This window comes from Gemmatimonadota bacterium (assembly GCA_026706845.1).
GTDB lineage: Bacteria > Latescibacterota > UBA2968 > UBA2968 > UBA2968 > VXRD01.
Map to the genome: position 1 here is coordinate 1 of JAPOXY010000132.1, position 22,494 is coordinate 22,494.

Genomic DNA, 22,494 nt, shown 5'->3' on the forward strand with positions numbered 1-22,494 from the left:
TCGTCCAACACTACGACAAACTCATCATCAGTCTGTTCTTCGGGTTAAGCCTGCGCGGCATATACGACGCCGCACACAATTTTGCACAGATACCCAGCGGAGCCATCACCATGGTCATCGTGCGCATCACCGCCACAGTGTACGCGCGCTATCAGAACAGCCGGGACCAACTCTCCGCAGCATACCGCCGAACCACGCGCCTCATCCTCCGCACCACAGTCCCCATCTCCCTCGTACTCGCGCTCGAAGCCAACCGATGGATACACATCTTCAAACCCGACTGGGCACCTGCCGCCCCCCTGCTCCAATGGCTCATCATCTACTCCCTCTGCCGTCCTCTCCTCGACGACGTACACGCCCTTTTCTACAGCGTGGGCAGCCCCAAAAGCATCGCAAAATTCACCTCGGCTCAAGCCCTCATCCTCCTCATCCTCGCCCCCTATCTCGCCCACCACATGGAAGCGATAGGCATCGCCATCAGCATGAACGCCATCGCCATCGTCGGCTTCATCTTTGCACTCATCCTCGTTCGCGCACACGTCGATCTGCCCATCGCCAAAACATTCGCCCCCCCGCTCATCGCCGCAGCCATTGGCACCGGCATGCACTTTGCCAGTGCCGAATGGCTCAACACATTGCCAATCCCAATAGGCGTCCTCGCAGGCAGTGCGATCTTCACCACCGGTTATGGCTCGGGCCTCCTCATCGTTGAACGCAAAACACTCATCGACGAAATCAAAACCGTCATCCGCACCATCAAACCTGGATCAGGATGGGCAGGATGAAAGGATGGACAGGATGAAAATCAAAAGCAAAAATCTCTGGATCGCGGCTCAACACCATACCGCGATAACGGCTTCATGTTGATCCACTGATAGCTTATTTCACATTGACATTTGTCCTCTTTTCTATTATTATTCTAAAAATAATAATTATTAAGAGAATAATAATGAAATTCTACGACAGAGAAACAGAACTCGCACTCCTTCGAGACCTCACCGAAAGATCCGCGCAATATTCTCAATTCACCGCAATCTTTGGGCGCCGCCGCATAGGAAAAACAGAACTCGTGCGCCAGCATCTCCAGAATCGCGGCATCTATTTCTTTGTCGAAAAACGCCCCTCAAATGCCCTCCTCGCCGAATTCTCCGCCACCCTCAAATCGCACATTGCCCACGCGCCAACATTTACAGATTGGAAAGACTTTTTCGTATTCCTCTTTGCCGAAACCCAGCGTCAACCCCTGATCGTCGTCTTCGATGAATTTCAAAACTTTCTCACCATCGAACTCGCCATCTATTCCATCCTCCAGGACGTGTGGGACACATGGCAAAAACAATCCAGAATCCATCTCATCGCCATAGGCTCTGTCGTCGGCCTGATGAAAAAAGTCTTCCAGGACGCCAAAGAACCCCTCTACGGTCGCCTCACCCGGGAAATAGACCTCAGCCCTTTACCCATCGACGCCATCTATCAAATCGCCACAGAACTCGGCTTTCAATCGCCCACAGACATCCTGACCCTCTATGGCATCTTTGGCGGCATGCCCCGGTACTACGAAATAATGGAAAGTATGGGATTGGGCGGCAGCACCATCCCCCACATTCTCCATCGCGCATTATTCACCCCATTTGCCCCCTTTCGCAATGAAATGCGCGACATCATCCTCTCTGAATTCGGGGGTACTGCACACACCTATCTCGCAATCCTCGAAGCCATCGCCACGGGCAAAACCCGCCGATCTGAAATCGCAGGTCCCGCCGGACTGCCAGCCACGAGCCTGTCCAAATACCTGCGAGAATTATCCGACCTGTTCGACCTCATCGAACGCGAAGTACCCATTACTGAGCAATCCTGGAAAACAAAAAAAAGCCGCTATAAAATCCGCGACCCCTTTATCACATTCTGGATGCGATTCATCTATCGGCAATTGAGCATCTATGAATCGGGCAATTTCCCCTATTTTCTCAATCGACTCAACACCTCCGTCTCGGAATTCATGGGCTTTGCCTTTGAAAACATCACGCGAGAACTCTTAATCCAACGCAACCACCACAACGCCGCGCCCTTCTACTTTCACCGAATCGGACGCTGGTGGGACAGACAAAGCGAAATAGACCTCGTCGCCCTCAACCCCGAAACCCGGCAAACCCTCTTTGTCGAATGCAAATGGACATCCACCCCGGTTGGCACAGACGTCCTGCAAACCCTCAAACACCGCGCCCAAAACCTCCCAACCTCAGACGCTTTCTACCTCATCACCTCCAAATCCGGATTCACCGACACCCTCAAAAACCTCCGCGATCCGCACCTCCACCTCTGGGACCCGAACGACATCGCGGCATTTTTATGCCAATAAAAATAGGGGTGTACACCCACAATATTTATTTCGCAAAATTTTGCTATTTATCTTACATTGTGACGACTCACATCAATACAAATGGCACGATACGAGCAGTCTCGTACCCGACAACATATGAAACGAATACTCGATCTCGGTTGTGGTTCAAACAAAAGTGCCGGTGCAATCGGTGCAGATATCACGCGAGGCTCTGCCGCCGACGTCATTGTCAACCTTGAACAATTCTTTTATCCATTCAAAGACAATGTCTTCGATCACATCGTCTTCAGCCACGTAATCGAACACCTGACGGATATCCCGCGCGTAATGGAAGAAATCTGGCGTATCTCCAGCCCTAATGCTTATCTGGAAGGCGCCACACCCCACTTTTCCTCGTCCAGTTCCTATAACGATCCCACCCATCGCCACCATCTCAGCTACCGCACCTTCGATTATCTGTCCGAGCCATTTCCGGACCCTCCCGGCAAACTGCGTCGATTTTTGAATATCTTTTACAACCCCGGAGTCCTCGAACACCGTCCGAAAGTGGCTAAAAAATTCCAAAAAATCGAAGTCCGGCTCACATTCAACCCTCTCTTTCGCAGACTGGGCATCGAATGGCTGGCAAACATCTATCCCGAACTATACGAATCCTTTTTTGCTTTTATCATTCCCGCCCGAGACATTGTTTTTCGCCTGAAAGCAATAAAATAATTAGAATTTGACCTTTCCCCCTCAAAACCCTATTTTTTTCCTCTCAATCTTATATCCATCGGCCAAATCACGAACTAAAAGCGCATCCATGAAAACCCTCCTCGTCACTGGTTCATCGGGCCTCATCGGCTCAGAAGTCTGCATCTATTTTGCCGAACAGGGATATATAGTCCACGGCATTGACAACAACCAGCGCGCCGTCTTTTTTGGTCCCCAGGGAGACACGCGCTGGAATCAAAAACGCCTCAACACCGTCTTAAAACACTTCCACCACCACGAAATAGACATCCGCGACCGTATGGGCATTTGCGAACTCCTGTCCAAAATAAAACCCGGCGCCATCGTACACGCAGCCGCCCAACCCTCACACGACCTCGCCGCACGCATACCCTTCGGCGACTTTGACACCAACGCCGTCGGCACGCTCAACCTCCTCGAAGCCGCGCGGCAAACCTGCCCCGAATCCCCCTTTATCCACATGTCCACCAACAAAGTCTATGGCGATGCCCCCAACCACATCCCCTTAAAAGAACTGGACACCCGCTGGGATTACGACGACCCCGCGTACAAACACGGCATCCCCGAAACATTTACCATTGACCAGTCCAAACACTCGCTCTTTGGCGCATCCAAAGTCGCCGCCGACGTCATGGTACAGGAATACGGGCGTTACTTTTCCATGCCCACCTGTTGCCTGCGCGGCGGATGCCTCACCGGACCCAATCACAGCGGCGTTGAACTACACGGCTTTTTGAGCTACCTGGTCAAATGCAACATGGAAGGCCGCACGTACACCATCTACGGTTACAAAGGCAAACAGGTCCGCGACAATATACACGCCCTCGACGTCGCCCGTTTCATGTGGGCATTTGTCCAATCGCCCCGATGCGGCGAAGTCTATAACCTCGGCGGCGGCAAAAACAACAGTTGCTCCATCCTCGAAGCATTTGACCTCGTCGCCCGGTATTCCGACAAAAAAATGCAATACACCTACACCGACCAGAACCGCGAAGGCGATCACATCTGCTATTACAGCGACCTTCGCAAAATGAAATCGCACTACCCCAACTGGGACATCACAAAAACCCTCGAAGACACCTTTGCCGAAATTGTCGCAAGCTGGCAGAAACGACTCATATAAACGGAGAACCTTATTATGAAAATCCATGTCTATGCCGCTCACGGAGGCGTACAGGAAAGTCTGTTGCGCGAATGGGTCGCGCGCGGCCATGAAATCTACCTCACCGAAGGCTTTGGAAAATGGGAAGAAAAACATGCTGCGGTACCCGAAGGGGTAAAACGCGAATGGCCGAAAAATCCCGATGTCTTATGGGTCGGCACAACACAGGATGTGGGATCCGCCTTGCTGTACAAATGGAAAAAACTCCGTCCCAGTATTCCCATCGTACTCACCCACTGGTGGGTACCATCAATCAAGCGATTTGCGGGGACCGTGTACAAATTCGCACACCAGGTCAGCGTATGCGAATGGGGTCGCGAATATCTCCTGAAACACCATAACATGGACTCCGCAGTCATGTATTGCTCCGTAGATCCGGACATCTTCACCTTAAGAGAAGAAGACCCCGACCCCAAGCGCGTCTTATGCGTGGGCAATCACTTTGCATCGCGCGACATCATGGGATGGGAATACCTGGAACCCATCATACACAAAGTCTATGAACAAGACCCCGAAGTGCATTTCGAATTCTTAGGCGTCAATCCAGAAATTGACCCCAACAACTACCCCAATGTTTCCAAACGCGCCGTCCTCCAAAACGAAATGCCCGACTACCAGGCCAGAGCGCGGTGCGTCGTAATCACCACAACCTTCAACCTCATCCCACATTCGCTATTGGGCGCAATGGCATTGGGACGCAATGTTGTCGCATTTGATCTCCCGTCCCTGCGCGAAGTCATCGAACACGAAAAAAGCGGGTACCTCATCCCGCGTTACGATATTGACGCCTTTGCCGAACAAATTCTCCAACTCACCAGCACACCTGTCAATCCAGAAATAGGCCGCAGAGCACGCGAAAACGCATTGGGCAAATCCGACCACCGGCTCGTGGCATCGCAGTATGAAGCATTTTTCGAGAAAATTATATAAACGATGACTGAGCGCACGACAAAAGAGGATTCATATCTTGTCTATACCAGCGACAATTTTAATCGGATCATTGCCTCCCCCTCTCACTGGACAAACCATTGCATTTCAGATGGTCTGCGAGGGATTTCAAGAGCGCGCGTTGCCATATAAGGTGATCAACCTCAGCGGAGGAAAACACACAAGGCCAGAGGGCGGCTTCACTCTAAGGCGGTTAATACAACTTCTCAACCCCTTCTTCAGAGCACTTATCCTTTTATTCGGTCAAAAAATTCTATACCTCAGTGCCGCTCAAAATTGGGTGGGATTTCTCAGAGACAGCATATTTATACTCCTGGCCACCATCGGCAGACAGCGCATTGTGATTCACGTACACGGGGGAAATTACGACGGCTTCTACGCCTCTCTTTCGCCTTTAAAACAGCATGTGGTACGCGCCTTTCTCAAACCTGTGGACACAATACTGATCCTCGGAAAAAGTCTGCGCGGCATGTTCGATTTTGAACCTGCTTTGCGAGATAAAACACGGGTCGTCTTTAACGGCCTGCCGTACGATATAGAAGAACGATCCGTCGAACCAAAACATCTGCCATCGGGAGAACGCCCAAAGCTCCTCTACCTCTCCAACCTGATCGTGAGCAAAGGCTACCTCCAGGTACTCGAAGCACTGCACATCCTGGTACATGACTTGAGAACCGACGCCGAATGTCATTTTTGTGGCAGCTTCGTCCTTGCTTCCGACATTTCCCCGTACTCAACCCCTGAAGAAGCGGAAACCGATTTTCTGCACCGGATTAAAAAATTGGGACTTGGCGAACACGCGTTCTGGCATGGTCCCGTCGATGGAGATAGAAAACTTCGCTTCCTGCAAAAGAGCCACTTCTTTTTGCTTCCAACCCGCTATGTGTACGAAGGACAACCGATATCGATCATCGAAGCACTCGCATTTGGGCTGGTTGTGATCACAACACCCTATCGCACGATACCGGAAATGGTAGAAGAAGGTACGGTCGCGGAATTGATCCCCTTTGATCAACCTGAAGAAATTGCACGCGCAATCGAATCTTACATCCGAAATCCAGACAAGTTTGAAGCGATGAGTCGCGCATCCATTGACCGATACCACAAGGCCTTTACCCGCGAACAACACCTGAATAAGTTGATACCTCTCATTTTGGGATAAAGCATTTTTTTCATGCACTGGGTCACACGCGGTCATTAAAATCTACGTCACCAATAAGGCGAGAACCATGCGTCAATTAATTCTGTCAACCCTATCGACAATCGCTATACTCGCATACTTAACAACCTCCAACTTCGCCGCTGTACTAACCGTTTTAAGAATTGTTTTGACACGCCAGGAAATTTTTAATGAATGACAGAGTACCAACTCGTTATCTGTTAATCTACATCCTGTGTATAGCTTGCCTTTGTGGTATTGGTTTCGCAGGGCTACGCAATCACCCCTGGTCTTATGATGATCTCGATCATATTGAAAAAGCAAAGAGCGCACAGGAAAACATAACTGCTATTTTTGCACCTGAAAAAACGGCACTGCGACTGCGATTTGTCTTATCCTTCTACTTTTATGCAGCTTACAAGGTCTTTGGTGAAGAACCAACAGGGTATCATATTCTCAACATTTTACTTCACGTTCTCAACAGCCTGCTGTGTGCCCGGCTCTTACTAACGCTTTTTTCTTGTCCAAAACTCGCAGCCCTGAGTGGCTTCTTATTTGCGATCAATACAACCCACTATGAAGCAATCTACTGGGTGTCAGCCAGTGCCGCACTTTTGGGAACTGGCTTTGCCTTGACAACGGTTCTCTTTTTTGCAAAATATCTGATATCCAACCGCAAAGTTCATCTCATTGTCGCTTCTTTTGCCTATGCAGCGACAATTTTTAGTTACGAATCATTGGGCGTTATTTTTGCAATTATTCTTCTTCTATGGTTTCAACACAAATCAAAACCGCGTTTTAAGGACATCGCTATTCTATTGCCGTTTCTCGTTTTTGCTGCCCTGCTGTTTTTAATCAATGAAATCTATTATCAGAATCTTCCATCAAATCAAGAAATTTATCGCCCTGGCTTACATATACCCTACAACTTCGCTTTTTTTGTAGGACGACTTTTTCTGAATTGGAGCTTTGCACCATTCGGCTGGGAAGCCGGTGCTCCTTTTGATATACCGAGAGCCTATTTCGATTGGTATGCAGCAGCGGGATTGATAATCCTGATTGGATTGGGATATGCTGCCTATCAGTCCAAAACGATTTGTTTTGCCACTGTCTGGATTCTCATGACAATTTTGCCTTATACATTATGGGATAATTACTCCTACTTCCCCCGATATTGGTATTGTCCTGCGATAGGTGGCGCAACCGTTCTCGCCGCCTTTTTACTCTGGTTCTTTTCTATTATTCCTTTAAGTTCACGCATAAAATTCGCCTGTTTTTCGCCGATCATTATATGTCTTACAATTCTCAGTTTGCGAAAAATGGAAATTTACGAAGGGTACTACCTGTGGCATGATGCGAATTTTTATCAAAGCCCTAACCATAAAAAAGATCCCAAAACATCGATCAAATATTACGAGCGTGTTCTATCAGAATACAAGCTAAAATTTTCTCTTTTGACAAATAATTTAGGGGTATCCTATCAACAAGTAGGAGATCTTGACAAAGCTCTTCAAATGTACTATGAGACAATACAGATAGATCCAGACTATAATAAAGGCATCTTAAATTACGCTAATGCCCTATTCTTAAAGCATCGATTTTCGGAGTCTGTTCAGGTATTTTCAGTTGTAGCCAAAAGAAATCCTGCACATGTCCATCACATAAAGAAATTAGGAATCTTCCTTTATCAACGCGGCGAGATTAACGCAGCTATTCAGTTTTTTCGCCTGATTGTAAAAACAGATCCAAAAAATGAACAAAATTATTTTATTCTGGGCGTCCTCTTCCATACAAAAGGAAAAATTGAGGACGCGATATCGGCATACAAGCAAGCCCTGTCTATCAATCCAGAACATGCAAATACCAGGACCATATTAGAAAGCCTTTTGGCGAATCCCGAAATGAGCGCACCCGAATTGGAGTTTCAGTCTCAATAGCGATGACAGCCCTGCTGATATTAACTAAATAAACTATCATGAACAAAAAACGCCAACAAAAGACATCCTCTCCCCTCTTTAACCTCGCGCAATGGGAAAGCAAACCCTATTTCTTGCCCGCACTGGGCCTGTGCGGTTTGCTCATGGGTATCCTCCTCTTCGACGCCAACCTCTCCCTCACTGGCGACAACGCCCAATTCATCAACCTGGGGCGATCTCTTGCAGAAGGGTATGGACTCTCGGAGACCATCGAAGGCGAACCCGTCCCACACACCAAATACCCCTTTGGATTTCCGCTCCTCCTCGCCATCACCCACCTCCTCTTCCCCGACAACCTCATCGCGCTCAAAAGCCTCGTCGTCCTCCTCTACGCCATCTCGATCCCGCTCACCTATCTCCTCATCCGCCGCTTTGCCAGTCCCCCCATGGCACTCGGCACAAGCGCACTATGTCTCGCATCCCCTCTCCTGTTGGACTATTCGCACCAGATCATGTCCGAAATCCCCTTTCTCCTGTTTTCTCTCATCGCCCTCCTCCTCCTCCACCGCGCACAAAAATCCAGCACCCTATCCACACTCGCACTTGCAATCATCGCCATAATCGCAGCCTACTACATCCGCAGCGCGGGCCTCATCCTCATCGCCACAGGCATCATCTTCTTTGCCCTGCACAAAAAATGGAAAGAAGCGGGCCTCATCGCCACAGGCAGCTTCCTCCTCGCCCTGCCCTGGCAAATCCGCAACGCATCACTCGGCGGCACCCCCTACATCAAACAACTCCTCAGCATAAACCCCTATCGCCCGGAAGAGGGCATGATCACATTCACCGCCCTGATCGAACGCATCATCGCAAATCTCGACCTCTACGGCCTGAAAATCATCCCCTACATCTTGCTACCCAGTTTTATCGACGCCAACTATTTCGTCGGCCTCTTCTTCTCCGGCCTGACCCTCTACGCCCTGATCGTCGGACTCATAAAACGGCACTTACTCATCGTGTACCTCACCTGCTATCTGATCCTCTACATCCTCTGGCCCGATATGTGGTCCGACACGCGCTTTCTCGTCCCGGTCATACCCATCCTCTTCTACGCCATCCTCACCAGCCTGGACGAACTCCTCCACCTTCTCGCCCGAGCACTAAAAAAAACCGCCTCGCGCGCGGGTGTCGTACTCTTTTTTCTCTTTCTCCTCGGCGCAAATATTTTTGAGACCAACACCCTCGCCAAATACACCGGGAGGTTGCCAACCGAGTGGAATAATTACTTTATCGCTGCAGAATGGATAAAAAACAACACCGAACCCGATGTCAAAATCGCCTGCCGCAAACCCTATCTCATGAACGCCATTGCCAACCGCAAAGCCACGGGCTACGCCTGGAAAACGCCTGACGAGGTAATTGCCGAATTTGAGCAAAAAAGCATCGGTATCGTCGTCATCGACCAGATCGGATATCGGTCCACACCCGAATTTCTCATCCCCGCCATCCAGACACATGAAAATCGCTTTAAAGTCCTCCTCATCGTCCGCAATCCCGACACCTACGTCTTAAAATTCAGGTGAAGATCCCATTCGCATTTGTCAAAAAACGCGCCCTTTGCTATCTTTGTCTTAATTCTCATCTTCTAACCTTAAACAACACGCGATCCATGGACCTCAGCCTCGTCATACCCCTGCTCAACGAAGAAGAAAGCCTGCGCCCGCTCATGGAACAAATCCGCGGCGTGCTCTCTACCCAGGACCGTACCTACGAAGTCATCTTCATCGACGACGGCAGCACCGACGGGTCAATCACCGTATTGGAAGACCTGCACAACACCTATCCCGAAGTCAAAGTCATCCAATTTCGCCGCAACTTTGGCAAAGCCGCTGCTTATACCGCCGGATTTCAACGCGCACGCGGCACATACATCATCACCATGGACGCCGACCTGCAAGACGACCCGGCAGAAATTCCCAACCTGCTGGCCAAAATCGAAGAAGGCTATGACCTCGTCTCTGGATGGAAGAAAAAACGCTTTGACCCGCTGGGCAAAACCCTGCCCTCCAAATTCTTCAACTGGGTCACGGGCTTTGTATCGGGCATAGACATACACGACTTTAACTGCGGCCTCAAAATCTATCGCAACGAAGTCACAAAGGACATACGCGTACTCGGCGAACTCCACCGCTACATCCCCGTACTCGCCCACCTGGAGGGGTATCGCATCGGTGAAATCCCCGTCCAGCACCACCCGCGACAATACGGCGTAACCAAATACGGCTGGGGACGCCTGCTCAAAGGCTTCCTTGACCTCCTCACCGTCATGTACATCGGCAAATACATGGGCCGCCCCCTCCACCTCTTTGGCACAGTGGGCCTCATCTTTGGCATCACAGGCATGCTCATCAACGCGTACATCGCATCCCTCTGGTTCCAAACCGGCACCATTCAATACCGATATCCCCTGCTCATGCTCGGGGTTTTCCTCACCGTACTCGGCGTACAATTCGTCTGCACGGGCCTGCTCGCCGACATGTTGACCCGGGGGCCCCAGCCCAGTGAAAAATTCAACATTCGAAAAATTTTGGAATAAATGACCACCAAAAATATTCTCGTCACCGGCGGCATGGGATTTGTTGGCTCCTACCTCGTCGATGAACTCGTACAGCGCGGGCACCGCGTCCGCATCTTTGACAACCTGGACCCTCAGGTACACCCCAACCGCGAATTGCCGGACTACGCCAATCCCCATGCCGAATTTATCCAGGCCGACATCCGCGATTACGACGCCGTAAAAAAAGCCCTTCAAGGCATTGAAATCATCTTCCACAAAGCCGCCGCCGTTGGCGTGGGACAATCGCAATACGAAATCAAAAAATACGTTGACGTCAACACCGGTGGCACCGCGAACCTGCTCGACATCCTCGTCAACAACAAACACAACATAGAAAAACTCATTGTCGCAGCCTCGCAAACCAGCTACGGCGAGGGCCGCTACACATGTGCAGAACACGGTACACAACACCCTGGTCCCCGCCCAGAAAACCAGCTAAAAAAAGCCCATTGGGAACACAGGTGCCCCCTGTGCAACCAGGACATGCCTCCAGCACCTGTATCCGAAGACACCGAACGCTTATGCCATACCATCTACGCACAAACCAAAACGCATCAAGAAGACATGGTCCTCAACATAGGCCGCGCCTACAAAATCCCCTCAATAGCCCTGCGCTACTTCAACATCTTTGGACCCCGGCAATCGCTCTCCAACCCCTATACGGGTGTAACCGCCATCTTCATGAGCCGCCTCAAAAACAACAAACGACCCGTCATCTACGAAGACGGCAAACAATCGCGCGACTTCATCTCCGTCCACGACATCGTAAGGGCCAACATCCTCGCCATGGAAAAATCCGAAGGAGATTACCAGGCCTTCAACGTCGGCAGCGGAAGCGGCACATCCATCGAACACATCGCTCTGACCCTGTCCAACATCCTGGGTACTGAACACCTCGCGCCCGACATCCCCGGAACCTATCGCCAGGGCGATACCCGCCACAGCATTGCCGATATTTCACGCATAAAAAAAACACTGGGCTTTAAGCCCAGTGTCAGTTTTCAACACGGCATGGAAGAACTAGTCGATTGGGGGCGAGACCGCGAAGCCATAGACGGCTTTGCAAAAGCGCAAGACGCACTACAGCAAAGAGGGCTCATCTAAACCGGAACAAATTCACGAGTAGCAGCGGGAACCCGTTCCTGTGTCTCGTTATTCTGGCGCAGCATAGTCCGAATCTTTTCAGACCGGTCAACATCACCGTGAATCGCATAAAACAGCGCGCGATACGCCATTTGGTCGCGTTTTTCCAGATCGATGCACATCATGTCATTTCTCCTTCTATGGGTGACAGTATTTCGGTATCTTTATACAGAGCAAATCCCGTGCCATTTCTGTCATTTTTTGTAAAAATTTTTTTAATACTTGATTTTACAGAACTTATCCCAAAACACTCATATCTGACTGAAAAATTCATGTGGCAAAAATGGAACATGATGGTCAAAAAGACCACATATCGACTAACAAATTGGCACATTTTTTTCTATTCTCTTCAGGAGTAATCCTTCATGCTCGACATCAACCTCATTCGCAAAAACCCCGAAGACGTCATCCAGGCATTGAAAAAACGCATGGACGACATCGACTTCACAGACCTGCTCATCTGGGATGAAAAACGCCGCGCGCACATCGCAGAAGCCGGGCAACTGCGCGCAAAACGCAACCGCGTCTCCGCCCAAATCCCCCAAATAAAAAAAGCGGGCGGAGACATCGCCCAGGTCCAAACAGAAATGCGCGACGTCTCGACCCGCATCAAAACCATTGAAACCGAACTCGCGGAAACCGAACAAAACATCCACACATTCATCGAAAGCCTCCCCAACATACCCGCAGACGACGTACCCCCCGGAGACAAAGAAAACAACCGCGTCGTACGCACATGGGGTGAAAAACCCGCACCCGACTTTGCCCCCCAGGACCACATCGAACTCGTCACCCATCTGCGCCTGATCGACTACGAACGCGGCGTCAAAATGGGCGGAACCGGATTCTGGGTCTATATCGGCGACGGCGCACGCCTCGAATGGGCCTTACTCAACTACTTCATCGACAGCCACATTGCCGACGGCTACGAATTTGTACTGCCCCCGCACATACTCAACGAAGCATGTGGCTTTACCGCCGGACAATTCCCCAAATTTGCCGACGACGTATTCCACCTCAAAACCGGCGACGACAAAGTGCAATTCCTCTTGCCCACCTCTGAAACCGCACTCATCAACTTCTACCGGGACGAAATCATCCCCGAAACAGACCTCCCCAAAAAATTCTTCTCCTACACCCCCTGTTATCGCAGAGAAGCCGGCAGCTATCGGGCGCAGGAAAGGGGCATGATTCGCGGTCACCAATTCAACAAAATCGAAATGTTTCAATTCACTCGCCCAGAAGACTCCGAAGACGCGCTCGAAGAACTCATCGACAAAGCCGAACAACTCACTCAGGGTCTGGGTCTACATCACCGCGTATCCATGCTCGCCGCAAAAGACGTCAGCGCATCCATGGCCAAAACATACGACATCGAAGTCTGGATCCCCAGCATGAACGAATACAAAGAAGTCAGCTCCGCCTCCAATGCCAGCGACTATCAGGCCAGACGCGGCAGCATCCGATTCAAACGCACAGAAACCGGCAAAAACGAACTCGTACACACCCTCAACGCCTCGGGCCTGGCGACCAGCCGCATCATCCCCGCAATCGTCGAACAAAACCAAAACAAAGACGGCAGCGTCACCATCCCCGAAATCCTGCGACCTTATCTGGGGGGAAAAGAAATTTTTGAATCCGTGGATTAGTAGGGGCGGTGCCCCGTGACCGCCCGCAAACAAACAAAGTCCGCCGGAAAAACCGACGGGCTTTAACCAGAGTACACGACAAACAAAAAGCACCTGTGACAAATCCAAAGTCGCAGGTGCTTTGTTTTTTATATTTATGGTAACCCTATAGTCTCAGTCGGCAGCATGGCTCTTCCGTGCCCGTGCTATCGTTGCCGCATCCGGAAGCCCAAAGTGTCAGTGCGATCACTGCGCCAAAAAGGCAGCGGACTGGACTGACACCGTACAATAAGTGAGCGAGACTGAACAACGAATGAAACTTTTGCATCATATCCTCCCGTGGTTAAATGCGAATTTCTCAAGTTGTGAAGGGCTTCCCTCAGCGCCAGCTTGCGCCCAGCAGAGACGCCCTTTCGGTTACAGGACTCTTAACCTGCATACAAATGGGGTAACTCCACTTTTAATATGGGAAGCAAGCAATCACCCGCTCAAGAAACGATTGTGTTGATGGATAGCTGGTCTATCATTAACACTACCCTTTATCATGCAATAACTATGCCAATTTGGATTTCTACAAATAATTTTATTCATAAAAGATTGTTTCTAATAAAGATATGGTTTTTTCTTCTAAAAAAAGCCAACCTGTATTTTAGATTTTTCTCACTATATAGGGTGAAAAAAAACGATATATGGTCACCAAAAAATTATTGATCTCGAAGAGCAAAAAGTGAAATAGAGCAAGAGATGATGGAGAACGAGGCAACGCTATCAGAGGAAAAACAAAAGGCCGTAAGCGTTGCTTTGTGGGAGCAAAAACTTACGACCTTTGAAGAAATATTTTCTGAAGCCACACCAGGGGAACAGAAAGACCTGTTAAGACTGCATATCAACCACCTGATCTATACCCCTGATGGGATTCAACTCGCTTTATTTCGTTCCTGTCGTGAATCGGATAGGCCCAAAGTTCAGCGAGACGATACGTTTGTTGCCCAACCGTACCACTCACTGAACTTTTTACCGTATCAGAAAACTCAATGATGCAGTAGTGTTCTAAATCGCCTCTTTAGATTCCCTTGACAGGAGCGTTTCGACTCTTTGTAAAACCGCATCCACTATCTCCGCAGGCAGAGAGCATATCAGTGCTACATTTCTCGCCTGCCAATCCATGTTCTTGACCTGATCTGACAGAATAACACCCGTCACGTCTAACCCAGCGGGAATGGCGACCTCAAAGGGATACCCCTTCACTTGATTGGTAATTGGGCAGAGTATTGCCAAATGCGTTTTGCCATTGTAAGCGCCCGGTGAGAGCACAACGGCGGGGCGACGTCCAGCTTGCTCATGTCCTGCTTGTGGATTGAAGTTAATCCAGACCGCATCGCCGCGCTGTGGGACGTACTCGTTTGACGTCACCATATTTCACCGCCTGTCGCAGGTCCAGTATCTACTTCACCGTGTAAGTTGTGTTCGGTCACCTGGGATAGAAGATCGTCCAACTTCAATTTAGACGGCTTCACAGGCTCAATGACCAACTCCTTGCCACGCAGCGATAATTCAACCGGTGAATTGGGTTCAAGCCCGATCTGGATAGCGAGTGGTTTGGGAATGCGCAGGGCCAAACTATTGCCCCATTTCTGCACACGGGTTTCCATATTTTTCCTCCTTTGAGCAGTAGATACAATGAAGATACATTAAGAATCGAATTTATCAAGACCGATTTTGCATATCGCTCGTAAAAAAGAGAGATACTGTCCATCTGGAGTTGCCCCGCTTAGGTGGAGTATTAAGGGCTTGTGTATCAAACCTGTGATTGATGTTTGGAGTTGACCAATCTTAATAGCCTCTATCAAATTCCTAATGTTATTATTTGTAGCTTTCGAGTACAAACAAAAGCCCGTCGATCATCACCGATTGACGGGCTTTGTTATTTTTTGCTCAACTGATCCATTCTGCGATACAAGTCCTTAAAACGGATCAAGTTGAAGTTTTGGAATCTTTTTTTGTAGTCGGGTCTTAGCCAGATCGTAATTCCGTTGAAGATTCATCCATAACTCAGGTGTTGTCCCCAGTGCTTGAGAAAATAACCAGGCTGTCTCAGGCGTTACGCCCCGCTTGCCACGTATAATCTCATTAACTCTTTGAAGTGGCACTTCAATGTGTTTGGCAAACGCTACCTGGGTTATTCCCAAAGGTTTCAGAAATTCTTCCAAAAGGATTTCACCTGGATGCGTCGGAATGCGATTTTCAGGCAGCATGATTGTCTCCAAATAGTCTAATGATAGTCCGTCAGCGATACCTGACTATCCACTAAAACGGGTCAAGTCCATATTAAGATCAGCCAATTAAATAACGATTTACACAAGCATCTAAAAGGCTGTCATAAATTTCTTCTCTCTTTTTTACATTGATATATTGCCTAATTTCAGGCCGGTAGATTTGCGCGGCGGTAGAACACATAATAGATAAATGCATAGCAATGCAGACTTTTGCGAGCCTCGAGTAATCTATGCTCCTGACTGATTCATACCCACGAAAGAGAGGTTTCTTTCGAGTTTCTTCAGGCGAAACAACCTCCAGAGGTTCTTCTAGCTTCCAAATCGGCGTCGGCTCACAAAGAAAGTTGGTTAAGTCTAAATATGGGTCACCAAAATCCATTGCTTCTACATCGATAATAGCAGATACATCCCAATTTTGCCTATGGTCCTTAGAAAATAAAATCTCAGCATCTGCTTTGTACAAGGAATGCTTTGTGAGTTTTAGCCAAGGTGCTTTTTGGATCAGATCTTTCGCTTCAGAAATAGCACTTAGACTCACCTGATATTGCCCATCCTCTACGCATCTCTCGAGGTTTTCTATTGACCGTAGCAGAGTCTGTATAAAGCTTGGATTGTCTTGAGAGGATTTTTCCAACCCATGAATCTGAGCGCACAAAGCACCTACTTGCTCTTGAATCTTCATTTTTTCTATAGAATTAGTGCGGGGATTGTCCGAATGAGCAAGAAATTGCCAATGCTCTCCTGAAACATACTCCATTATGATGTAGTTAGTAGAAACGAGTTGTCTGGTGTGATCAGTATATAATATTTTCGGTACAGGCAAACTCAGTTCTTGGCTTAGAAGCCTATAAATACCTTCTTCATGGATATAACGGTCCTCTCTATTTGGAAGATCCCGGAAGAAGCGAAACACATAGCTCTTAGTTGAATTATGGCAACATACATGGTAGCAAATATGTTGGGTACAACCATCTATTCTGGGTATTCCCTGCTCAGAAATAGGGGTAATTTTAGATACTGAACTTACTCTATGATTTGTACCAAATACCTGCTTACAAATCGAAACGATCACTTCTCTTCGAATCGTATCTATCATTTTGTTTAGTGCCTCTAAAAGAGTGCAATTGCTTAGGCAGAAAACCATTGGCAAATCGAACAGCCTGTCCAAAGTACACATTAGCGATAAACATGCTCGCACGAGGTATATTCAAAAGTTGATGGGGCGGCAAAAAGTCTTGAAAACAAGGGAGAAAGCCACCTGTAACCCCTTGTCGTGGGAGCTTCAAATCGTCTGTTCGTACTCCCTGATATAGGTTTATACGGCTTAGGAACCCGTCGATGACATCGCAAGGCACTCAAAAGCCTACCAAAAAGTTTTTGAGGGTAAAAGGCCCCCCTATAGGCAGCAACACGATGGATATTTAGCGAGACGATACTGTTTCTTGCAGTGGATGAAAAGAAATTCGAATCTGTTTATGTAAAGCGGCGGCGATTCGCCGTAGCATAGCAAGTGAGTGCCCTTCATAGTCTGCATTTTCAAGTCTGCAGATGACAGATGCCGATGTCCCAACCTTTTTTGCCAATTCTCGTTGGGACAGTCCAGACTCAATTCTGATCTGGTAAAGTTGGGCAGCAACTTCGGCGTGTATTCTTTCTCTTTTTAACAGGGCTTCCATTTCCTGGTCGCCTTCAACATAGCGTTTGTGAAGAATCGCTACGGCATCGGTAGTTTTTTGTGTTTTCATGAATCATTCTCCAGTGAATAGGTGTGTCGCCTGGGGTTCTGTTCAAAGTTTCTTTTTCTTTGAATTGCGAGGTTAATTTCTGTGGAAGGCACGCGCTGTTCTTTAACAATACCGTGTGAAATCACAGTGGCATTACGTCCCCAAAAAAAGTAAAGAAGCCGATATTGAATGCCTCGATAAGCGATGCGAAGCTCATAGATGTCGTCTCTCAAGTAATCAGATTCGGGCCTCCGAAGTCCATAACCTAATTTTTGGAGTCGTTCAATTTTCACGATGCATTTGGCTTTGACTTTAGGAAGGAGTGCATCAAGCCATGCGAGAACTGGAACGTTTCCATTCGTTTCTTGATAGAATATGACCTGGATTTCCGGCATTGAGTATCGTTATTTCCTGAGTGAAGCTTTTTATATTTATTTTAATGTTCTCAAATTTAAGAACAAAGTCAACAAATTTTATTCTTGAGCAAAGGTGAGCGCGAGATGGCGTCTTCCGGGGTAGATGAGCAGATTGGGCGTCCGCTGAGCAAAATGGCTGTAGCGGGTGGTGGTATGTCTCAGACGATTGTGGTTCAGAAAATTATCGACCCGGAAGAGCAAAAAGGTGAAATAGAGCAAGAGATGATGGAAAATGAAGCTACTCTGGCACAGGCAAAACAAAAGGCCGTAAGCGTTGCTCAGGGAGCAAAAACTTACGACCTTTGAAGAAAGTTCAGCGAAAAGATTTTTGTAGTAGCGGCAGAGGGACTCGAACCCCCGACCCATGGATTATGATTCCACTGCTCTACCAGCTGAGCTATGCCGCCACATGATATCAGGGCGAGAAAAATACAGGAAAACACTTATAGTGTCAAGCAATAGCATTCCATCTGCAACCCATCCCTCGCCTCGCGCATCAAACCTCAAAACCATTGACAACCACCTCAATATAAGGTATCCATAAAATATATCCATGGAGGACCTTATTGATGAAACCTGCACTCACACTCCTCGTACTCATCCTGGGCCTCGGTTTGCCCACCTGGGCAGACGAAGTACACGTCGCCAAAATCAACGGCACAATCGAAGGCGGCGTAGCCGCTTTTGTCACGCGCGTCATGAGCGACGCAGAAGACGCGGGCGTCAAAGCCGTCATCTTTGAAATCGACACCCCTGGCGGTGCCCTCGACGCCGCGCTCACCATTCGGGACGCCATCCTCTACAGCGAGATCAAAACCATCGCCTTCATCAACCCCCGCGCGATATCTGCAGGCGCCCTCATCTCTCTATCTGCCGACCACATCATCATGGTCGAAGGCGGCACCATTGGCGCAGCCACAGCCGTCGATATGCAGGGCAACAAAGCCAGTGAAAAAATTATCTCGTACTTCCGCAACGAAATGAAAGCCACAGCCGAAAAAACCGGCCGTTCCTCCAAATTGGCCGAAGCCATGGTCGATGAAGACGTCGATGTCGAGGGCCTGGCACCTAAAGGCAAGCTCCTCACCCTCACCACGGAAGAAGCCGTTGAACAGGGCATAGCCGACCAAAAAATCTCCGAAAAAAACGAATCGGAAAAACTCATCGCCGTACTCAAACACTACGACCTCGTACAGGCCAGTGTCATCCACCAATCGACCAACTGGGCCGAACAAATCGTGCGCTACCTCACCAACCCCTACCTGGCCTCGTTGCTCATGACCCTGGGATTTCTCGGTCTGATCTTCGAAATCCAGAGCCCGGGCTGGGGCATCGGCGGCACCATCGGCTTAATCTGCCTGGGTCTGTTTTTCGGCAGCCACCTCCTCGTCAACCTCGCCGACTGGTCTGAAATCCTCATCTTCTTTCTCGGCATCGCGCTCATCTTCCTCGACCTGTTCTTTGTCGTGGGCTTTGGCCTGCTCGCCATACCCGGCGCAATCCTGGTCTTAACCAGCCTGTTCTTAAGCCTCATGGGGCGCTATGACCTCTGGACCTGGGACGACATCAACGCCGCGCTCACCCCCTTGCTCCTCTCTGTAATCCTCACCGGTGTCCTCGCCATACTCATCCTGCGATCCCTGCCGCGCTCCAGAATGTGGAACCGCCTCGTACTCGACACCGAAGAAAAATCTTCCGAAGGATATGTCGCGGCACCCTACAGCGACCTCTTAGGCATATCGGGTATCGCATTTACAGACCTGCGTCCCGGAGGCACTGGCGTATTTGACGGTCGCCGCATCAGCGTATCGACCGAAGGCGAATACTTAACCAAAGACACACCCGTCACAATCATCGAAGTCGAAGGCAGCCGCGTCATTGTGCGCAAGACCGAAGACACATAGTCATTTTTAAGGAGCTTTTCATGGAAGCCATTATCCCCCTTCTCATAGTTGCCGCAGGTATTCTGGGACTCTCCCTCTTTTTCTACTTCATCCCCGTCGGCCTCTGGATCTCCGCCCTTGCCGCGCGCGTGCGCATCGGCATTGTCGAACTCATCGGCATGCGCTTGCGTCGCGTGCCCCCGCGCATCATCCTCGGCTCGCAAATCAACGCAACCAAAGCGGGCCTCGACATACCCACCGCATTTCTCGAAGCCCACTTCCTCGCCGGGGGTCATGTCGAAAACGTCGTCAACGCACTCATCGCCGCAGACAAAGCCGGCATTGGCCTGACCGGCGAACGCGCCGCCGCCATCGATCTTGCCGGGCGCGATGTACTCGAAGCCGTACAGGTCAGCGTCAATCCCAAAGTCATCTCCACCCCCATGGTCACCGCCGTAGCCAAAGACGGCATACAGGTCAAAGCCACCTCGCGCGTCACGGTTCGCGCCAACATAGAACGCCTCGTTGGTGGCGCTGGTGAAGAAACCATCATGGCCCGCGTGGGCGAAGGCATCGTCACCACCATCGGCTCCTCGGAAACCCACAAAGACGTGCTCGAAAACCCCGACATGATCTCCAAAACCGTACTCGACAAGGGCCTCGACTCGGGCACCGCCTACGAAATCCTCTCCATCGACATCGCCGACGTGGATGTGGGCGACAACATCGGCGCAAAACTCCAGACAGATCAGGCCGAAGCCGACAAAAACATCGCACAGGCACGCGCCGAAGAACGCAGAGCAATGGCCGTTGCACAAGAACAAGAAATGGCCGCCCGCGTCGAGGAAATGCGCGCCCGCGTCGTCGAAGCCGAAGCCGAAGTACCCCTCGCAATGGCCGACGCATTCCGCAGTGGCAACATGGGCATTATGGACTACTATCGCATGCGCAACATCGAAGCCGACACGCAAATGCGCGAAGGCATCGCTGGCGAAACCGAAGAAGACGAAGACAACACAACTAACCCATAACAAATGGTCTTACATCATGGAACTGGAAATACTCTTACCGCTAATCGTGTTTCTCTTCTTCAGCCTTATCTCGCCGCTCATAAAAAGGCTGCGAGGGACCAGAGAACCCGACGAAACCAAACTCCAGCGCAAGCACCCATCCCGCGACGTAGGTGCCGACGACCCCTTTGAAGAGGAGTTTGACCTCTCTGAATGGGAAGTACTCTTCGGATCCCCCGAACCCAAACCCGAACCTGAAACCCCTTCGGAATTCCAGGAGGTACACGGCAAACGTCCCGTCTCTGAAGCTGATACAGGACCGGAATTTCAAGAGGTACAGGGCAAACGCCCCGTCTCCGAAGAAGACACCGGACCAGAATTTCAAGAGGTACAGGGCAAACGCCCCGTCTCTGACAAATCGTCTTACATCGAAGGCAAAACCTTATTCACACGCGCATCAGAAACCCAAGTACTCCTGCGTCCCAAACGCAAAAAACGCCGTATAAAACTCGATTTTGAACCCAACACCATCCGCAAAGCCATCATCTACAACGAAATCATCGGACCGCCACGCGCTGAAACAGATCACTTCAAAAACCCTTGACACGCAATCCCGCGTTTGGGATATTCTTGACCACAGGACTTCAGGTGCCGAAGTGGTGGAATTGGTAGACGCGCTGGACTCAAAATCCAGTGGCCGCAAGGCCGTGTGGGTTCGAGTCCCACCTTCGGCACCATAAAAACACAAGGGCTTACGTCGGGATGGCGTAAGCCCATTTTATTTCTCAATGGCTGACTGTGCTTACAATACACAACCAGCCCCTGTTTGCGCGTTTTAAAAAAAATAAAAGACGAACTCGTCACGTTTTTCCATCTCCTAAATTTTGCCAAGTTGTTTCGCCAGATGCGTCTGAGTCATGCGCCCGGCGCAAGTCCTTCAAGGTCATGTAGGTAGCCTGAAGGTGCGCTGTTTCGGCTTTAATCTGCGCCTGTCTCTCAGGAGGCAGAAACGCTATTTTTTCTTGTAGGGACGTTCTCATCAGATGTTTCCTTTCAATCTTCTCAAATGGTCATCGAAACGGTCCTCGGCTTGAGCAATAAGCCGCCTGTAGAAGCGGCTTTCTCTTTGCGTCTCCTTACGCAGTGTCCTGTATCTCGTCAGGCTTATGGAAATCACGTCACGTATCCAATATGCGCTGAAATGCTTCGAGATTGGGCACCTGTATCGCCGCGCGGAGCAACTGCTTGAGGTGTTGCAAATCGTCAATGGCGGCAATGCGAGCAGATAGGGGGTGCGCTTCGCTCAGGTCAAATCGAATCTCCAACACATCAAGGATAGCTTCAATCGTACTTCTTCTTTCGCCTTGCTCAATGCCCTGCTCTCTACCCTGCTCAAAGCCTTCCTCTCTGGCTTCCTCTCTGCTTTGTTGGGTCAGGGATTGAAAAAGTGATGATTCGCGCAAGATGTCCATGATGCCCTCCTTAAAAATAATACCAGAAATCGTTTCAGACGCATATACCAACTCGCTCAACGCCACC

Annotated in this window: 24 protein-coding genes and 2 tRNA genes; 17 read left to right on the top strand and 9 right to left on the bottom strand. The window is 49.6% G+C overall.

Annotated features, from left to right (window positions below; translation table 11 throughout):
• From OXG87_12750 to OXG87_12795, 10 genes are all read left to right on the top strand, one after another.
• Window positions 1-785: oligosaccharide flippase family protein (locus OXG87_12750; protein ID MCY3870422.1), on the top strand; the 785-nt coding region annotated here is incomplete at its 5' end.
• A gap of 164 nt (window positions 786-949) precedes the next feature.
• Window positions 950-2,359, top strand: a complete 1,410-nt coding sequence (locus OXG87_12755) for an ATP-binding protein (protein MCY3870423.1) — start codon at window positions 950-952, stop codon at window positions 2,357-2,359.
• Window positions 2,360-2,476: 117 nt separating this feature from the next.
• Complete coding sequence (locus tag OXG87_12760; protein ID MCY3870424.1) at window positions 2,477-3,055, top strand: methyltransferase domain-containing protein; 579 nt, start codon at window positions 2,477-2,479, stop codon at window positions 3,053-3,055.
• 88 nt (window positions 3,056-3,143) lie between these two features.
• The gene (locus tag OXG87_12765) at window positions 3,144-4,196 is read left to right on the top strand and encodes an NAD-dependent epimerase/dehydratase family protein (GenBank protein MCY3870425.1); all 1,053 of its coding nucleotides are present in this window, start codon (window positions 3,144-3,146) and stop codon (window positions 4,194-4,196) included.
• 15 nt (window positions 4,197-4,211) lie between these two features.
• Window positions 4,212-5,165, top strand: a complete 954-nt coding sequence (locus OXG87_12770; GenBank protein MCY3870426.1) for a glycosyltransferase family 4 protein — start codon at window positions 4,212-4,214, stop codon at window positions 5,163-5,165.
• A gap of 37 nt (window positions 5,166-5,202) precedes the next feature.
• A complete protein-coding gene (locus OXG87_12775; protein MCY3870427.1) occupies window positions 5,203-6,345 on the top strand; it encodes a glycosyltransferase family 4 protein in 1,143 nt (380 codons plus the stop codon).
• A 188-nt stretch (window positions 6,346-6,533) separates the two neighbouring features.
• Window positions 6,534-8,279: a tetratricopeptide repeat protein gene (locus tag OXG87_12780; protein ID MCY3870428.1), complete on the top strand. Its 1,746-nt coding sequence runs from the start codon at window positions 6,534-6,536 to the stop codon at window positions 8,277-8,279.
• A gap of 38 nt (window positions 8,280-8,317) precedes the next feature.
• A complete protein-coding gene (locus tag OXG87_12785; protein MCY3870429.1) occupies window positions 8,318-9,841 on the top strand; it encodes a glycosyltransferase family 39 protein in 1,524 nt (507 codons plus the stop codon).
• Between the two features lie 86 nt (window positions 9,842-9,927).
• Window positions 9,928-10,854, top strand: coding sequence for a glycosyltransferase family 2 protein (locus tag OXG87_12790; protein ID MCY3870430.1), 927 nt, complete (start codon window positions 9,928-9,930; stop codon window positions 10,852-10,854).
• The gene (locus OXG87_12795; protein MCY3870431.1) at window positions 10,855-11,979 is read left to right on the top strand and encodes an SDR family NAD(P)-dependent oxidoreductase; all 1,125 of its coding nucleotides are present in this window, start codon (window positions 10,855-10,857) and stop codon (window positions 11,977-11,979) included.
• Here the strand turns inward: OXG87_12795 and OXG87_12800 are convergent.
• Window positions 11,976-12,143 carry a hypothetical protein gene (locus OXG87_12800; protein MCY3870432.1) on the bottom strand — a complete coding sequence of 56 codons (168 nt, stop codon included), beginning with the start codon at window positions 12,141-12,143 and terminating at the stop codon, window positions 11,976-11,978. The two genes, OXG87_12795 and OXG87_12800, sit on opposite strands and share 4 nt — an antisense overlap.
• A 240-nt stretch (window positions 12,144-12,383) precedes the next feature.
• On the opposite strand from OXG87_12800, the gene serS reads away from it, so the two are divergent.
• Window positions 12,384-13,667: a serine--tRNA ligase gene (gene serS, locus OXG87_12805; protein ID MCY3870433.1), complete on the top strand. Its 1,284-nt coding sequence runs from the start codon at window positions 12,384-12,386 to the stop codon at window positions 13,665-13,667.
• Window positions 13,668-14,390: 723 nt separating this feature from the next.
• The gene (locus OXG87_12810; GenBank protein ID MCY3870434.1) at window positions 14,391-14,684 is read left to right on the top strand and encodes a hypothetical protein; all 294 of its coding nucleotides are present in this window, start codon (window positions 14,391-14,393) and stop codon (window positions 14,682-14,684) included.
• 12 nt (window positions 14,685-14,696) lie between these two features.
• Here the strand turns inward: OXG87_12810 and mazF are convergent, their stop codons facing one another.
• The 6 genes from mazF to OXG87_12840 all read right to left on the bottom strand — a co-directional run bounded on the left by mazF (window position 14,697) and on the right by OXG87_12840 (window position 18,041).
• On the bottom strand, window positions 14,697-15,062 hold the full coding sequence (gene mazF / locus OXG87_12815; protein MCY3870435.1) for an endoribonuclease MazF: 366 nt from the start codon (window positions 15,060-15,062) through the stop codon (window positions 14,697-14,699).
• Window positions 15,056-15,298, bottom strand: coding sequence for an AbrB/MazE/SpoVT family DNA-binding domain-containing protein (locus OXG87_12820; GenBank protein ID MCY3870436.1), 243 nt, complete (start codon window positions 15,296-15,298; stop codon window positions 15,056-15,058). Before OXG87_12820 ends, mazF begins: the two co-directional genes overlap by 7 nt.
• 312 nt (window positions 15,299-15,610) lie before the next feature.
• Window positions 15,611-15,901, bottom strand: coding sequence for a HigA family addiction module antitoxin (locus OXG87_12825; protein MCY3870437.1), 291 nt, complete (start codon window positions 15,899-15,901; stop codon window positions 15,611-15,613).
• A 79-nt stretch (window positions 15,902-15,980) separates the two neighbouring features.
• Window positions 15,981-17,018 (bottom strand): hypothetical protein, encoded by a 1,038-nt coding sequence (locus tag OXG87_12830; GenBank protein MCY3870438.1) that lies wholly within the window; start codon window positions 17,016-17,018, stop codon window positions 15,981-15,983.
• Window positions 17,019-17,343: 325 nt separating this feature from the next.
• Window positions 17,344-17,667 (bottom strand): helix-turn-helix domain-containing protein, encoded by a 324-nt coding sequence (locus tag OXG87_12835; protein ID MCY3870439.1) that lies wholly within the window; start codon window positions 17,665-17,667, stop codon window positions 17,344-17,346.
• Window positions 17,664-18,041: a type II toxin-antitoxin system RelE/ParE family toxin gene (locus OXG87_12840; protein ID MCY3870440.1), complete on the bottom strand. Its 378-nt coding sequence runs from the start codon at window positions 18,039-18,041 to the stop codon at window positions 17,664-17,666. Before OXG87_12840 ends, OXG87_12835 begins: the two co-directional genes overlap by 4 nt.
• A 105-nt stretch (window positions 18,042-18,146) precedes the next feature.
• Here OXG87_12840 and OXG87_12845 point away from each other — a divergent pair, with 105 nt between their 5' ends.
• Window positions 18,147-18,368: a hypothetical protein gene (locus OXG87_12845; GenBank protein MCY3870441.1), complete on the top strand. Its 222-nt coding sequence runs from the start codon at window positions 18,147-18,149 to the stop codon at window positions 18,366-18,368.
• 28 nt (window positions 18,369-18,396) lie between these two features.
• Here the strand turns inward: OXG87_12845 and OXG87_12850 are convergent.
• Window positions 18,397-18,469: transfer RNA gene (locus tag OXG87_12850), tRNA-Met, on the bottom strand.
• A gap of 162 nt (window positions 18,470-18,631) precedes the next feature.
• Between OXG87_12850 and OXG87_12855 the strand changes: the two genes are divergently transcribed.
• The 4 genes from OXG87_12855 (at window position 18,632) to OXG87_12870 (ending at window position 21,692) form a co-directional block, all read left to right on the top strand.
• Entirely contained in the window at window positions 18,632-19,966 is a 1,335-nt protein-coding gene (locus tag OXG87_12855; protein ID MCY3870442.1) for a nodulation protein NfeD, read from the top strand.
• 20 nt (window positions 19,967-19,986) lie between these two features.
• Window positions 19,987-20,976, top strand: a complete 990-nt coding sequence (gene floA, locus OXG87_12860) for a flotillin-like protein FloA (GenBank protein MCY3870443.1) — start codon at window positions 19,987-19,989, stop codon at window positions 20,974-20,976.
• A 16-nt stretch (window positions 20,977-20,992) separates the two neighbouring features.
• Complete coding sequence (locus OXG87_12865) at window positions 20,993-21,559, top strand: hypothetical protein (protein MCY3870444.1); 567 nt, start codon at window positions 20,993-20,995, stop codon at window positions 21,557-21,559.
• A 46-nt stretch (window positions 21,560-21,605) separates the two neighbouring features.
• Window positions 21,606-21,692 (top strand) — tRNA-Leu (locus OXG87_12870).
• 441 nt (window positions 21,693-22,133) lie between these two features.
• On the opposite strand, the gene OXG87_12875 is transcribed toward OXG87_12870, so the two are convergent.
• Window positions 22,134-22,494: hypothetical protein (locus tag OXG87_12875; protein MCY3870445.1), on the bottom strand; the 361-nt coding region annotated here is incomplete at its 5' end.